Raw genomic sequence first — 12,255 nt, forward strand, 5'->3', positions numbered from 1 at the left:
CCCCACCATGAGGCCGGACTTGGTCGGTATGGCGGGATGCGCGTGCTTGAAATTTTTTAACAGGTTGAGCGAGTTTTGAAAATCTGCGCCGGGACGGGCTTCTTTGTAAAGGCGTGGCACGGTTTCGATGTTGTGGTTCAACACGTCCGGCGGCGCGGTGCTGAGGATTGCCAGCGCCAAGTCCAGCCGGCCACCAAAGTCGGGGGTCAGTATCTCGATGCGCGTATTCGGTGACAGTGCGCGGATCTGGCGGATGCAGGCGACGAAATGGCTGGCGCCGCCGTCACGCAAATCATCGCGATCAACTGAAGTAATGACGACGTAATTAAGTTTCATCAAGTCGATGGTTTGCGCGAGTCGTTGCGGTTCGTTGGCATCCAGCGGATCGGGGCGGCCGGTGCTGACGTTGCAGAACCGGCAGCGCCGCGTGCATTTGTCGCCCATGATCATGAAGGTCGCGGTGCCTTTGCTCCAGCATTCGCCGATGTTGGGACAGGATGCTTCTTCGCACACGGTCACCAACTGGTTGGTGCGCACGATGTCCTTGATATCACTGAAGCGGCCTGAGGATGACGCCGCCTTGACGCGAATCCAGTTGGGCTTGGGCAGTCTTTCGGCGGCAAGGTTCTCGTCGCGCTTGGTCTTGAGGGAACCTCTTTGCTGGTCCGGCCGAGGGTTGGTGGGGGATGCGTGCGGTAATACCGACACAATATTTCTGAAGCTGATGGTTTCAATGCTCATGATGCTGGTGTCCTGGTTAACTTCGGCACGCGCAGGGCGAGGCAATGTCAATTGAGGTATTTGTCTCAATCCCATCGGTTATCGCGCACTTGAACCTGGCCGTTTTCTACGCGTACCGGGAAAGTTCTGGTCGGCTCGTAAGCTGGCGCGGACAATGCCGCGCCGGTGCGGATGCAAAAGCGTGCCCCGTGCCGGGGGCAAACGATCTGGTCACCTTCGACGGTGCCGCCGGTGAGCTGTCCACCATCATGGGTGCAGACGTCTTCGATGGCGTAGTACTGGCCGTCGAGGTTGAATACAACGACCTGCGCGTCGTCCACTTCTATCACCCGCCGCTCGTCTGGCGCGAGCTCTTCGGCCCGCGCTACCGTGATCCATTCACTCATTTCAATCCTTCATTCACAAAATTCAAATTTGGTGCGCATGGAATTTTCAGCCACCGATATAAGACATCTCAATTTTCTTCGTTCGCGCAGTTTCTTCTGTGCGAATTTCAGAATACCGGTCTTCGCGCTGGTTCCAGATCAAGCCTATGGAAGCGGCGATTTGCTCGTCGCTCTTGCCCGAACGCATGAGCGCGCGCAAATCATGGCCGGACTGCGCGAACAGGCAGGTGTACAGCTTGCCTTCGGTCGAGAGCCGGGCGCGGGTGCAAGTGGAGCAAAAGGCTTGCGTCACGCTGGAGATAACGCCGATTTCACCGCTCCCATCCGCATAGGCCCAGCGCTCGGCGACTTCACCGGTGTAGTTGGGTTCGGCTTCGATGAGCGGCATCTGGTCGCTGATCCTGCGCACGATCTCGGCCGATGGCACAACATCGTTCATACGCCAGCCGTTGGAGGAGCCCACATCCATGAATTCGATGAAGCGCACGATGTGGCCGCTGCCCTTGAAGCGCCGCGCCATCGCAACGATGTCCTGATCGTTGACGCCTTTCTTGACCACCATGTTGATCTTGATGGACGTAAAGCCCGCGTCATGCGCAGCGGCTATGCCCTTGAGCACATCGGCCACCGGAAAATCGACGTCGTTCATGACGCGAAATACAGCTTCATCGAGCGAATCGAGCGAGACGGTGACGCGCTGCAGGCCGGCGGCCTTGAGCGCCTTGGCTTTTTTGGCCAGCAACGAGGCGTTGGTGGTGAGGGTCAGGTCCAATGGTTTGCCGTCATGCGTCTTGAGGGCGGCCAGCATCTCGATCAAAACCTCGAGGTTTTTGCGCAGCAGGGGTTCGCCGCCGGTGAGGCGGATTTTATTGACACCGTGCGCAGCGAACAGGCGCGTCATGCGCGTTATTTCCTCAAAACTCAATAGTTCGGATTTCGGTAAAAATTGATAGTCCTTGTCGAATACTTCCTTGGGCATGCAGTAAGTGCAGCGAAAGTTGCAGCGGTCGGTGACTGAAATGCGCAGGTCGCGCATGAGCCGGCCACGCGTGTCCGCCAGCGCGCCGCTGGGGCTAAGCGCGTGCGCCGGAATGACCGGCACACGGTTGGCGGTGCGCTGGTCAATGAGAGGGATTACCGTGGCGGTCATGGAGGTCTTTGTTGGGTGGACTGACGGCACGCGGGTAGAACGGCTTCTTCCCCGCTGCGTGATCCGTCGCATCGACGATTTCCACGATTTCCGGGACGACCCTTTTCACCATGACTTCCAAGCCCTGCCTCAGCGTCACCTGGGAGGACCCGCAGCCCTGGCAGCCGCCGCTCATGCTGATGAAAAGCTTGCCTTCGCGGACGTCCACGAGCGAAATCTTCCCGCCGTGGTTCGCGATGGAGCGATTGACTTGCCCGTCCAGCAGTTGCTGAACGACCACGCCAAGCTCGGCATCTGATCGTCCTTGCGTGCTGGCGCAGGCCGCCATCTCCAGGATCGCCGGCACGCCGGTGAGCAGCTGTGTCCGGAGGCCGTTCCGATGGCCGCTTTCAGACCCGACCACGAGGCCTCCGGTTCCTTGCCGATGGTCACCACGCTCTCGGCGATGAGCACGTTGGCCACACTGGAGAGCGCGAACAGTCGCTCGACCAGCGGCGACCCGGCAGCCCGTTCCTTGTTGCCGAAAAAAAAGGGGCCGCCGGGATGTAAGCTGCGGCTCACGGTGAACTTGCAGGTGTCGGGGTCGGCGAGAGAAGTCTCCGCGCGGATGCTGACCGGCTGCTCCACCAGTGTCGGATTCGCAGGCGTCCTATACACGGACAGTGCTTCAGACATTTTCGACGTTCTTCGTCATAGCGCGCTCGCCCAAAGCGCGCAGGTCGTTAAACGAATGGATACCGCTGTTATGGCCATCGTTCCAATCGAACCCGATCGCGTAGTTGCCCACGCTCACGATCTGGCGCGGGCTCACATCAGCGCGCACCGTCTTGGGATCGAGCAGCTTGCGTCCGCTCATCTCCTCGACGCAGAGGGCGCAATGACACGCCAGGCGCAGGTCGCGGACGTCGAAGTCGTCGCGATGACCGTCCTCCCATAGGATGGACAAGGTACGCGGATCGCGGCGCAGGAGACCGATGGGCGTGTTCCGCGCTCCAGCAGGCCGGACCGCGCCTTCCAGCCAGGCCGGCGCCCCCTCGTTGCTGTCCCACTTCCAGACAAAGGGCTTCAGCGTCGCGACCGCCGCGTGGAGCTGCTCCACCAGCGCTGCGGCGATGGTGGCGTACACCCGTGCGCTGACCGACTTCGGCTGGTCCACCACGATGGGCCTGCCCTCATCACCGCAGGTGACAACATCGGCATCAAGGGGCAAGGCGCCCAGGAACGGGACGCCGAGCTCCTGGCTCATCTGCTCGCCGCCGCCGTGACGGAAGATATCCGTGCTCTCGCCGCAGTGGGGGCAGGTGAAGCTGCGCATGTTCTCGACGATCCCGAGAATCGGAACCTGCACCTTCTCGAACATGCGCAAGCCGCGGCGGGCGATTTTGAGGCTCACGGCCTGGGGTGTCGTCACGATCACCACGCCCGACAGCGGCATGCTTTGCGCCAGCGTCAACTGGGTATCGCCGGTGCCGGGCGGCAGATCGAGAATCAGGTAATCCAGCGGTCCCCATTGCACGCCGCCGACGAACATCTTCAGGTATTTGCCCACCATCGGCCCGCGCAGGACGGCCGGTTTGTCGTCTCCGGTGAGCATGCCCATAGACACCACCTTCAGGCCGTGCCGTTCTGCCGGGATCATCTTGTTCTCCGGGGTCATCGCTGGCGGCTCACCCGTCGGAATGCCAAGCATGCCGGGGATGCTGGGACCAAGAATGTCGGCGTCTACTATCCCGACACTCGCCCCTAGCTGCTGCAGCGCGAGCGCGAGATTGACGCTCACCGTGGATTTTCCGACGCCTCCTTTGCCGCTGCCGACGGCGATGATGTGACGGATTCCGGGCAGCTTCTCGGGGCCGACGTCCGGCTGGGATAACGTGCCAGGCGCGTGCTGCTGGTGGTTGTGGTCAGTGGTCTGCATGGCCAGTCTCCTTGCCTTTTGAGTTCAGTGGGGTAAATGAATGTCATGTCATGTCATGTCATGTGCGCCAACATGGCAGAGAAGAAATTCAATAGATCGACATCGCCAAAGACCCGCGCGCTTCTTGGCTGTTACGGCACGACATGAACGCAATCAGGCATTGGAAGCCAAGCGCGGAATGGAACGGCGGTATACAAGCTGTACAGCAAGCTACACCGCCACGACTTCGATGTCCGGTTCAATGGTCCGAACCAGGTTCTCGATGCCTTTGAGCGTGCCGGAAATCGAGCTCGGGCAGCTGCCGCAAGCACCCTGATAGTGGATGCTCAGATAGTTGCCAGCCAGGCCCACCACGTGCAGGTCACCACCGTCGCCTTGCAGGGAGGGGCGAATCCGCTCATCCAGCAGCACGTTGATTTCTTCAAGGCGCGCCTGGTCTTCCTCGCTGAGATCGGCGATGGCTGTGCGCGCTGCAAAAACCGCGGCAGCGGACTGCGCGGCCGCCGCCGGCGCGGCGCGCAATGGCACGGCAATCAGGCGCACCAGCTCCGGCCAGTCGGCGCCGCCGTCCTGCGTCACGGTGAGCCAGCGATCAACGTAAAACACATTGCTTACGTGCTCAATGTCGAACAGCGTGGAGGCGAGTACATCGTCCCTGGCTTGCTCTGCGTTCTCGTAGGAATGCGAAATACCCCAGGTCAGCGGCTCATGAAGCGTGAACTTCACCGCATTCGGGTTGGGGGTGTCTTCGATTTCAGCAATTTTTGGCATGTTGATTTCCTCAAACTTATCCCTCTGCCGCTTGCAGCAATTTTTGTAGCTCGCCTTGCTCGAACATCTCGCGCATGATGTCCGAACCGCCAATAAATTCACCCTTGATATAAAGCTGCGGAATGGTCGGCCAGTTAGCATAGGACTTGATGCCATCCCGAATTTCCGGGTCGGCCAGCACGTCTACCGTGAAGAGGCTCGGTCCGCCGCATGCCCTCAGCATCTTGATCGCCGCGCCCGAGAAGCCACACTGCGGAAATTGGGGCGTGCCTTTCATGTAAAGCACGACCGGGTTGGTCGTCACTTGCTGGTTGATTCTTGTCTGCGCATCCGTCATGTTCATTCTCCAAAGTTGTTTAGTTGCCGTCTTTACTGGTGAATTAGCCAGGCGTCCGGCGTGAAGGTCCGTATCGACAAGGCGTGAATTTCCGAACGCATGCGCTGGCCCAGCGCGCCGTATACCAGCTGGTGCTGCTGCACCATGCTTTTTCCGGTGAATTGGGGGCTGACGATCACCGCTTCAAAGTGCTGTCCGTCATCCCCCCGCACTTCGACGTGGTCGCTTGGCAAGCCATCCAGGATGTAGCTTCTCAAGTCATTTGCTGTCAGCATTGGAGTCTCTCAATCTAAACTTACTGTGAACACAGACAAGGAATGCAGCAGCGATACGATCACTGAAAGCTCTGTGTACGCCATGGGGGAAAATTATTTTCATCTTCATGCATCACCGATCGTCACGTGCATCGGATCAAGTTCCGCCTCGGTCGATGTGCTCTCAACGGCGTTTAATGCGGCGTGCAGCGTGTGCCACGGCAAAATCGCGCATTTGACGCGCACCGGCAGGTCGGCTATCCCGGCAAACACCACCAGCCGCCCGATGTGATGATCCCCGCTCAGATCGAGCTTGCCGGTCGACATATCGGTAAATTCGTGAATCAGTGTTTCTGCCTCTGCCCGGGTCTTGCCCTTGACGGCCACCGTCATCATCGATGCCGACGCTTTGCAGATCGCGCACGACGCACCTTGAAACGCGATGCAGGCTATGCATTCGCCACTGAGATGGAGTGCCACGTCGATGTGGTCGCCGCACAGCGGGTTGTGGCCCGCCGCCTGGTGACTGGCGTGCGCGAGCGTGCCGTAATTGCGCGGCTTCTTGTTGTGATCAAGGATGACCTCTTGATACAAGGCTCGGGGATCGGTCATTATGAAAACACTTTCTGCACGCTGCGAATGCCGGCGATCAGGGCGTCGACTTCGGCCAGGGTGTTGTAAAACGCAAACGAGGCGCGCGAGGTGGCCGGCAGCTTGTAGCGCTGCATCACCGGCTGCGCGCAATGATGTCCGGTGCGCACCGCGACGCCCTCCTGATTGAGCAGTGTCCCGATGTCGTGTGGATGCACGCCGTCAACGGTGAATGACAGCACGGCGGCCTTGTTTTTGGCGGTGCCGATAATGCGCACGCCCGGCACGCGACTTAACTGCGCGGTCGCGTAATTGAGCAGGCCGAGTTCGTGGTCCGCAATGGCGTCCATGCCGATGGCCGACAAATAATCCACTGCGGCACCCAGTCCGATCGCGGCCGCGATGGGTGGCGTTCCGGCCTCGAATTTATGCGGGATGGTGTTGTAGGTGGTTTTTTCAAACGTCACCGACAGGATCATGTCGCCGCCGCCCTTGAAGGGTTGCATCCGCTCCAGCAACGCCGCCTTGCCGTAGAGAATGCCGATGCCGGTCGGGCCGCACAGCTTGTGCCCCGAAAATGCGTAAAAGTCGCAGTCAAGATCCTGTACATCGACCTGCATGTGCGGCACGGCCTGCGCACCATCGACCAGCACCGGCACGCCGCGTGCATGGGCAAAAGCGATCATCTGCTTGACCGGGTTGATCGTTCCCAGCGCGTTCGAGACGTGCATCACGCTGACGAATTTGGTGCGCTCGTTGAACAACTTCTCATAGTCGTCAATCACCAGCTCACCCGCGTCGTTGATCGGCACCACACGAATCGTTGCGCCTTTTTCTTCGGCCAGCATCTGCCACGGCACGATGTTGGAATGGTGCTCCATCGTGGTCAGGATAATTTCGTCGCCGGGCCCGATGAACTTGCGGCCGTAGCCGTGCATCACCAGATTGATGGCATCGGTGGTGCCGCTGGTAAAGATCACTTCGCGCTCTTCCCGCGCATGGATGAAATGCTGCAGCTTGCGACGCGCCTGCTCATACTCGTTGGTCGAGATCTCGGACAGGGCATGCACCGCACGATTGATATTGGCGTGCTGCGTGGTCTGATAGCGCACCAGGCGATCAATGACCTGCTGCGGCATCTGGCTCGACGCCGCATTGTCGAGGTAGACCAGCGGCTTGCCGTTGACCTGCAGCCTGAGGATCGGGAAATCGGCGCGAATCCGCTCGACGTCGAGGCCTGGCGCCGCTGGTTCTTTGCGTACCATTTGAAGAGTGGTCATGGCAGGCTTGCAGTTTGTTCGAGCACCGTCTGCTCAAGTTGCTGCTTGAGCGATGCGATGGGAATGCGGTCGATGATCTCGGCGCCGAACGCATAGGTCAGCAGGTTGCGGGCAGCGGCATCGGTCAGCCCGCGGCTTTGCAGATAAAACACCTCTTCGCTGTCGAGCTGGCCAACAGTCGCCCCATGCGTGCACTTGACGTCGGAAGCAAAAATCTCCAGCTGCGGCTTGGTATCGATGTGCGCCTTGGCGGTCAACAGCAGGTTGCGGTTGGATTGCCGGGCGTCGGTACGCTGCGCGCCTTCGCGCACCATGACCTTGCCGTTGAAGACGGCATGTGCACTGCCACCGACGATGCATTTGTGCAGCTGGCGGCTGGTGCCGTGGGGCTGGGCATGGTCGATGCAGCTATGGGTGTCGGCCAGCTGCCTGCCGGAGATCAGCGCCAGCCCGTCGAGCGCACAGGTGGCGCCCTCGGCCGTGTGCATCACGTTCAGGTTGTAGCGCGACAGGCGCGCGCCAAGCGCGACGCTGACCGACTGATAATTGCTGGCGCGACCGAGCGACACCGCGCAGTTGGCAATATGAAACGCTTTACTGCCTTCGCGCTGAACCCGGATGTGCGTCACATGCGCATTGTCTGCCAACACGACTTCGGTGACGGCGTTGGTGAAATGGGCTTCTTCTTGCCAGCGCGGCTGGTACAACACGACGTAATCCTCGATCACGGTCACGGCGCTGCCAGCCTCGGCAAGCACCAGACAGCGCGGGGTACTCACAACCTCTTTTTGCGTCGCAATAAACAGCAAATGAACTGGCGCTGCCACCGATACGTCACGCGGCACGATGACCACTGCGGCATCGTGCAGAAATGCGGTATTTTGCGCGGCGAATGCATCGTTGGTAAAGGGTGCGTGCCGGCCGAGATGCGGCTTGATGGCCGCCGCGTGCGCAGCCATCGCGGACGTCAGATTGGACACCACCACGCCGCTGTGGGTACCACTACCTGCATTGGGACTGGATAACTCCGGCGCATAGATACCATCCACAAACACCAGCCGGGTGGTTGCTTCTTCAATATAAAAGGGGGCGACATCGGCCGCTTCCAGATAAGTGGCACTGAGCGCTGACGCAAACGACGTCTTGCCGAGCAGGGAAATATCGGTAAAACGCCACTCCTCGTCACGCGTGGTGGGCAGCCTCAACGCGCCCACGCGCTCGACCGCCTCCGCGCGCAGCGCCTTGAGCCACGCCAAGGGGCTCGCCGCCCGCTGCGGCTGTCCTGCCAACAGGCTTTCAAGATAACGCCCGGCAATCGCCGGAGTCAGTGCGGTGGCGTCGCTCATACGGGCACACTCGCTGCAGCCTGGTGCTCTGCGCTGACCCACTCGTAGCCGCGCGTCTCAAGCTCGAGTGCCAGCGCCTTGCCGCCGGTCTTGATGATGCGGCCGGCTTCCATCACGTGCACGTAGTCGGGCACGATATAGTTCAACAGACGCTGATAATGCGTCACCATCACCATCGCGTTGTCTTTGGTGGTGAGCTGGTTGACGCCGTGGGCGACGACCCTCAGCGCGTCGATATCAAGGCCGGAATCGGTCTCATCAAGGATGGCCAGACGGGGCTCGAGCAGCGCCATCTGCAGTATTTCGTTGCGCTTCTTTTCGCCACCGGAGAAACCTTCATTGACGCTACGGTCCAGAAAATCGGGGTTCATTTCCAGCAGCTTCATCTTGTCGCGTACGAAGTCGTCAAACTCAAGCGGGTCGAGTTCTTCCTTGCCACGCTGTTTTTGAACCGTGTTGTAGGTGAGGCGCAGGAACTGACCGTTACCGACACCGGGTACCTCGATCGGGTACTGAAAGGCCAGAAAAAGTCCGGCTCGCGCGCGTTCTTCGGGTTTCAGCGCCAACAGGTTCTGGCCTTCGAACAGCACGCTGCCACTGGTCACTTCATAGGCCGGGTGGCCCGCGAGTACCTTGGCGAAGGTGCTCTTGCCAGAACCGTTTAGGCCCATGATGGCGTGGACTTCACCGCTCTTGACCGTGAAGTCAAGATCCTTCAGAATTTCGACGCCATTCACGCTCGCGCACAGTCCACGCACTTCGAGTAATACTTTGCTGTCTTGGTAAATCATCCGACACTTCCTTCGAGTTTGAAACTGAGGAGATTGGTCGCCTCGACCGCAAACTCCAGGGGCAATTGTTGAAATACGTCTTTGCAGAAGCCGTTGATGATCATCGACACGGCTGCCTCGGCATCGACACCGCGCTGGGCAAAATAGAACATCTGGTCTTCACCGATCTTCGAGGTTGACGCCTCGTGCTCAACCTGGGCGCTGTTGTTGAGGACCTGGATATAGGGGAAGGTGTTGGCGCCGCACTCTTCGCCAATCAGCATTGAGTCGCACTGTGAATAATTGCGCGCACCAGTGGCACTGGCCGCAATCTTGACCAGACCCCTGTAGCTGTTGTTCGACTTGCCGGCGGAAATGCCTTTGCTGACAATCGTGCTGCGCGTATTTTTCCCAATGTGGATCATCTTGGTGCCGGTATCGGCTTGCTGGTAGTTGTTGGTCACCGCGACCGAATAAAACTCACCAACCGAGTTGTCGCCCAGCAAGACCACCGAGGGATACTTCCAGGTGATCGCTGCACCGGTCTCGACCTGGGTCCACGAAATACGCGCGTTGACACCTTTGGCCAGGCCGCGCTTGGTGACAAAGTTGTAAATACCGCCAACGCCGTTTTCATCGCCCGCATACCAGTTCTGCACCGTGGAATATTTGATGTCGGCATTGTCGAGGGCCACCAGTTCGACCACCGCCGCATGCAGCTGATTGGTGCTGAACGCTGGCGCGGTACAACCTTCCAGGTAGGACACCGACGCCCCTTCCTCGGCGATGATCAGCGTGCGCTCGAATTGCCCTGACTCCTCGGTGTTGATGCGGAAGTAGGTCGACAAATCCATCGGGCACTTGACGCCCTTGGGGATAAAGCAAAACGAGCCGTCGGTAAATACCGCCGAGTTGAGCGCGGCGTAAAAGTTGTCGCCGGTTGGAACCACGGTGCCCAGATACTTCTGCACCAGCTCGGGATGCTCCAACACCGCTTCCGACATCGAACAGAAAATGACGCCGACTTCGGCCAGCTTGTGTTTGTAGGTCGTGGCTACCGAGACACTGTCAAAAATCACATCGACCGCAACGCCCGCCAGCGCCATGCGCTCATGCAGCGGTACACCCAGCTTCTCGAAGGTACGCAGCAATTCAGGATCGACCTCGTCGATACTGTTTAACTTTGCTTTGATCTTGGGTGCGGCGTAATAACTGATCGCCTGATAATCGATCTTCGGGTGGTGACAATTTTGCCACTCGGGCTCCGTCATCTTGAGCCATGCCTGGTAGGACTTGAGGCGAAATTCGAGCAGCCACTCGGGCTCTTTTTTCTTGCTCGAAATCATGCGAATAATGTCTTCATTGAGGCCCTTCGGCGCGACCTCCGATTCGATGTCGGTGACGAACCCGTGCTTGTAGGGCTGGTTGACCAAGTTTTGCAGTACTGCACTCATTGAACTTACCTCTGGTTATTTTCCAGACCACGCTCCTGCGCGGCCCCGTGACCATTTACAGCGTGGTTTGGTTATTTTTTTAGATTGAAGCTCTCGCCACAACCGCATTCACCTTGGGCGTTGGGGTTGTCGAACTTGAAACTTTCATTGAAACCTTCCTTGACGAAATCAAGGTGTGAGCCATCGATAAATGGCAGGCTGGCGGCGTCAACCACCAGCGTGGTGTTGTGCGACTCGAACACCTGGTCGCCAGCCAGCGCTTCGGCGGCGTAGTCAAAGGTGTAGGCAAAACCGTTACAGCCGACTTTTTTTATGCCCAGGCGCAAACCGATTCCGCTGCCGTTTTTCGCCAGCTGCGATTGAATTTTTTTTGCTGCTTTTTCAGTTAACGTGATTGCCATGACTCTTTACCTTTCAACTGCGATCAGAATAGTTGACAATGTTAGTCAACAATAGACTTTAATGCCCGACTAATTTAGTCAACCACCCCACCTCCGTGGTTATGCATCCAAACCGGGATGGCGAAGGTTTGCTTGTTGCCGCCGACCGAAAACTGAGCCACTTATATAGCAATCGCGAATCAAAATGCAGCTGCCAGGATGATTTTTGATTCACGCCATGCCTGAGAATATGGGGTGAAAAATTTTCTTACCACCAGTCAACGATCCTTCCTCAAATCAGCTCATCGGATTGAGCGTGATCGCAAAATTGGCGACCGCATGAAGGTCGTACTGCTGGCCGATCAAGGCGAGAGTTTTACCGAGATTGCCAAGTTTCTCTTCATCGATGAACAAACGGCCCGTCGACACCTGCAAGACTATTTCGACAACGACAAGCTGGGGGGATCAAGCGGGGGCTCTGAGGGTAAATTGAACCCCGAGCAGGCTGCCCGGTTGAGCGCCATCTTGGCCGCCTGTGATGTGGCCAGCGCACAATCTGTCGTCCAACAAGTCAAAGGCCTTTTCGGCGTCAAATTCTCCCTCTCGGGCATGACGGATTGGCTCAAGCGCAATGACTTTTCTTTCAAAAAAAGGGGGGCCCGCCCCAGCCAAGGCTGATCCCCAGGCGCAACTCGAATTCATCGACACATACCGCACGCTGAAAGACAGCCTGCCAGAGGGGGAGGCGTTGCTTTTTCTTGATGCGGCTCACCCCACCATGGCCACCAAACTGGGCTACGGCTGGTCGATCAAAGGCGAGAGGAAAATCGTAGCGACGACGGCGGGAAAAACCCGTGTCAATGTGCTCGGTTCTTTG

At 58.5% G+C, this 12,255-nt stretch carries 15 protein-coding genes and 2 pseudogenes; 2 read left to right on the forward strand and 15 right to left on the reverse strand.

Annotation, left to right across the window (positions count from 1 at the left end; translation table 11 throughout):
- From ABW22_RS02900 to ABW22_RS02965, 15 genes and pseudogenes are all read right to left on the reverse strand, one after another.
- A partial coding sequence (locus tag ABW22_RS02900) for a lipoyl synthase (protein ID WP_082708466.1) occupies nt 1-741 on the reverse strand: 741 nt, incomplete at its 3' end.
- 65 nt (nt 742-806) lie between these two features.
- Entirely contained in the window at nt 807-1,127 is a 321-nt protein-coding gene (locus tag ABW22_RS02905; RefSeq protein WP_059751807.1) for a non-heme iron oxygenase ferredoxin subunit, read from the reverse strand.
- 46 nt (nt 1,128-1,173) lie between these two features.
- A complete protein-coding gene (gene moaA / locus ABW22_RS02910; protein WP_059751808.1) occupies nt 1,174-2,277 on the reverse strand; it encodes a GTP 3',8-cyclase MoaA in 1,104 nt (367 codons plus the stop codon).
- Nucleotides 2,249-2,680, reverse strand: coding sequence for a NifU family protein (locus ABW22_RS17810; protein ID WP_237763208.1), 432 nt, complete (start codon nt 2,678-2,680; stop codon nt 2,249-2,251). Before ABW22_RS17810 ends, moaA begins: the two co-directional genes overlap by 29 nt.
- 35 nt (nt 2,681-2,715) lie before the next feature.
- A pseudogene (locus ABW22_RS18390) lies at nt 2,716-2,952 on the reverse strand (NifU N-terminal domain-containing protein); the annotation flags it as partial.
- Nucleotides 2,945-4,195 carry a P-loop NTPase gene (locus tag ABW22_RS18300; protein ID WP_059751810.1) on the reverse strand — a complete coding sequence of 417 codons (1,251 nt, stop codon included), beginning with the start codon at nt 4,193-4,195 and terminating at the stop codon, nt 2,945-2,947. The pseudogene ABW22_RS18390 and the gene ABW22_RS18300, both read right to left, overlap by 8 nt.
- Nucleotides 4,196-4,405: 210 nt before the next feature.
- The gene (locus tag ABW22_RS02925) at nt 4,406-4,966 is read right to left on the reverse strand and encodes a NifU family protein (protein ID WP_059751812.1); all 561 of its coding nucleotides are present in this window, start codon (nt 4,964-4,966) and stop codon (nt 4,406-4,408) included.
- 16 nt (nt 4,967-4,982) lie between these two features.
- Nucleotides 4,983-5,303, reverse strand: a complete 321-nt coding sequence (gene grxD / locus ABW22_RS02930; protein WP_059751830.1) for a Grx4 family monothiol glutaredoxin — start codon at nt 5,301-5,303, stop codon at nt 4,983-4,985.
- Nucleotides 5,304-5,335: 32 nt separating this feature from the next.
- The gene (locus ABW22_RS02935; RefSeq protein ID WP_059751814.1) at nt 5,336-5,578 is read right to left on the reverse strand and encodes a BolA family protein; all 243 of its coding nucleotides are present in this window, start codon (nt 5,576-5,578) and stop codon (nt 5,336-5,338) included.
- A gap of 105 nt (nt 5,579-5,683) precedes the next feature.
- Nucleotides 5,684-6,169 (reverse strand): Fe-S cluster assembly sulfur transfer protein SufU, encoded by a 486-nt coding sequence (sufU, locus tag ABW22_RS02940; protein ID WP_059751816.1) that lies wholly within the window; start codon nt 6,167-6,169, stop codon nt 5,684-5,686.
- Nucleotides 6,169-7,428, reverse strand: a complete 1,260-nt coding sequence (locus ABW22_RS02945; RefSeq protein WP_059751818.1) for a cysteine desulfurase — start codon at nt 7,426-7,428, stop codon at nt 6,169-6,171. Before ABW22_RS02945 ends, sufU begins: the two co-directional genes overlap by 1 nt.
- Complete coding sequence (gene sufD, locus ABW22_RS02950) at nt 7,425-8,774, reverse strand: Fe-S cluster assembly protein SufD (protein WP_059751820.1); 1,350 nt, start codon at nt 8,772-8,774, stop codon at nt 7,425-7,427. The genes ABW22_RS02945 and sufD overlap by 4 nt, the downstream gene beginning before the upstream one ends.
- Nucleotides 8,771-9,565, reverse strand: coding sequence for a Fe-S cluster assembly ATPase SufC (gene sufC / locus ABW22_RS02955; protein ID WP_059751821.1), 795 nt, complete (start codon nt 9,563-9,565; stop codon nt 8,771-8,773). Before sufC ends, sufD begins: the two co-directional genes overlap by 4 nt.
- On the reverse strand, nt 9,562-10,998 hold the full coding sequence (gene sufB, locus ABW22_RS02960) for a Fe-S cluster assembly protein SufB (protein ID WP_059751823.1): 1,437 nt from the start codon (nt 10,996-10,998) through the stop codon (nt 9,562-9,564). Before sufB ends, sufC begins: the two co-directional genes overlap by 4 nt.
- 71 nt (nt 10,999-11,069) lie before the next feature.
- A complete protein-coding gene (locus ABW22_RS02965; RefSeq protein ID WP_059751825.1) occupies nt 11,070-11,399 on the reverse strand; it encodes a HesB/IscA family protein in 330 nt (109 codons plus the stop codon).
- A gap of 234 nt (nt 11,400-11,633) precedes the next feature.
- On the opposite strand from ABW22_RS02965, the gene ABW22_RS02970 reads away from it, so the two are divergent.
- Nucleotides 11,634-12,056, forward strand: coding sequence for a helix-turn-helix domain-containing protein (locus ABW22_RS02970; RefSeq protein ID WP_157648528.1), 423 nt, complete (start codon nt 11,634-11,636; stop codon nt 12,054-12,056).
- Nucleotides 12,010-12,255: pseudogene (locus ABW22_RS17590) on the forward strand (IS630 family transposase); the annotation flags it as partial. The gene ABW22_RS02970 and the pseudogene ABW22_RS17590, both read left to right, overlap by 47 nt.

The sequence above is a fragment of the Thiobacillus denitrificans genome, assembly GCF_001530125.1.
GTDB lineage: Bacteria > Pseudomonadota > Gammaproteobacteria > Burkholderiales > Thiobacillaceae > Thiobacillus > Thiobacillus denitrificans_C.

Excerpts from the sequence above, each read along its gene's own strand:
- ABW22_RS02905 (WP_059751807.1), bottom strand. The coding sequence starts at position 1,127 with ATGAGTGAATGGATCACGGTAGCGCGGGCCGAAGAGCTCGCGCCAGAC.
- moaA (WP_059751808.1), bottom strand. The coding sequence starts at position 2,277 with ATGACCGCCACGGTAATCCCTCTCATTGACCAGCGCACCGCCAACCGT.
- ABW22_RS18300 (WP_059751810.1), bottom strand. The coding sequence starts at position 4,195 with ATGCAGACCACTGACCACAACCACCAGCAGCACGCGCCTGGCACGTTA.
- ABW22_RS02925 (WP_059751812.1), bottom strand. The coding sequence starts at position 4,966 with ATGCCAAAAATTGCTGAAATCGAAGACACCCCCAACCCGAATGCGGTG.
- grxD (WP_059751830.1), bottom strand. The coding sequence starts at position 5,303 with ATGACGGATGCGCAGACAAGAATCAACCAGCAAGTGACGACCAACCCG.
- ABW22_RS02935 (WP_059751814.1), bottom strand. The coding sequence starts at position 5,578 with ATGCTGACAGCAAATGACTTGAGAAGCTACATCCTGGATGGCTTGCCA.
- sufU (WP_059751816.1), bottom strand. The coding sequence starts at position 6,169 with ATGACCGATCCCCGAGCCTTGTATCAAGAGGTCATCCTTGATCACAAC.
- ABW22_RS02945 (WP_059751818.1), bottom strand. The coding sequence starts at position 7,428 with ATGACCACTCTTCAAATGGTACGCAAAGAACCAGCGGCGCCAGGCCTC.
- sufD (WP_059751820.1), bottom strand. The coding sequence starts at position 8,774 with ATGAGCGACGCCACCGCACTGACTCCGGCGATTGCCGGGCGTTATCTT.
- sufC (WP_059751821.1), bottom strand. The coding sequence starts at position 9,565 with ATGATTTACCAAGACAGCAAAGTATTACTCGAAGTGCGTGGACTGTGC.
- sufB (WP_059751823.1), bottom strand. The coding sequence starts at position 10,998 with ATGAGTGCAGTACTGCAAAACTTGGTCAACCAGCCCTACAAGCACGGG.
- ABW22_RS02965 (WP_059751825.1), bottom strand. The coding sequence starts at position 11,399 with ATGGCAATCACGTTAACTGAAAAAGCAGCAAAAAAAATTCAATCGCAG.